Genomic DNA, 431 nt, shown 5'->3' on the forward strand with positions numbered 1-431 from the left:
CGGCCCGGGCCGTACGCTCCCGTGCCGCGGGCACGTGTACCGCCCCTCCCCGTAGACGGCCATCGACCCGGCCAGCACGAGGTGCCCGACGCCGGCCTTCGCCATGGCGGCGAGCAGTACGGCGGTGCCCAGGTCGTTGCGCGAGACGTACTCCGCCGCGTCGGAGATCCCGTCGCCGAGCCCGACCATCGCGGCCTGGTGGCACACGGCGTCCACCCCGGACAGGGCGCGTTCGACGGCTTCCGGGTCCCGCACGTCGGCGCCGGGATCCTCCCGCACGTCGAACACGAGCGGCTCGTGTCCGCGCTCCCGGAGCACGGACACGACCTGGGATCCGATGAACCCGGCACCGCCGGTGACCAGTACGCGCATGCGATCACGCTAGTGGCGATACGGCGGATTCAGCGGTTTCAGCAGGTTCTTCCTTGTCC

Annotated in this window: 1 protein-coding gene; it reads right to left on the bottom strand. The window is 71.9% G+C overall.

From position 1 onward, the window contains the following. A partial coding sequence (locus tag CCN35_RS29885) for an NAD-dependent epimerase/dehydratase family protein (RefSeq protein ID WP_245863567.1) occupies positions 1-372 on the bottom strand: 372 nt, incomplete at its 3' end. Positions 373-431 lie beyond the last annotated feature (59 nt).

This window comes from Streptomyces thermovulgaris, assembly GCF_002155915.1.
GTDB classification, from domain to species: Bacteria; Actinomycetota; Actinomycetes; order Streptomycetales; family Streptomycetaceae; genus Streptomyces; species Streptomyces thermovulgaris.